The following is a 441-nucleotide window of genomic DNA, read 5'->3' as shown; positions in this document are numbered from 1 at the left end:
ATGATGAGCTTGACTATGTTATAAAAGACTATTGGCAAGATGTATGGAATTATTCATTTATTATTACGAAAGATCCACACTTATCAGATGATATCACACAAGATGTCTTTATAAAGGTTTTTAAACATTGGCATTCGTTTCGAAAGGAGTCATCTATTAAAACGTGGATATTAAAAATCACAAGAAATACGGCAATAAACTATTTGAAATCCTCTTATTTTAAAAGGATATCTTTAGTGGGATTTTTTAGTGACGACAAGCAGTCTTCCTCGGCAGAACAAGAGTTTTTTAAGCAAGAGGAACTGAATGAAGTGTGGGATGTTGTATTAAAACTACCTAAAAAACACCGTGAAATACTAATATTGGACGCGAAATATGAATTATCTTATGAAGAAATGGCTGAAACATTAGGTGTATCCATTGGAACAGTCAAATCTAGGT

At 32.2% G+C, this 441-nt stretch carries 1 protein-coding gene; it reads left to right on the top strand.

From position 1 onward, the window contains the following. Nucleotides 1-441, top strand: a 441-nt coding sequence (locus MR155_RS32530) for an RNA polymerase sigma factor (RefSeq protein ID WP_242312127.1), incomplete at both ends; no start/stop codon positions are given.

Origin of the sequence: Bacillus cereus group sp. BfR-BA-01331 (genome assembly GCF_022663915.1) — a bacterium.
Lineage (GTDB): Bacteria > Bacillota > Bacilli > Bacillales > Bacillaceae_G > Bacillus_A > Bacillus_A mycoides.
This window is presented reverse-complemented; position numbering and strand designations above follow the sequence as displayed.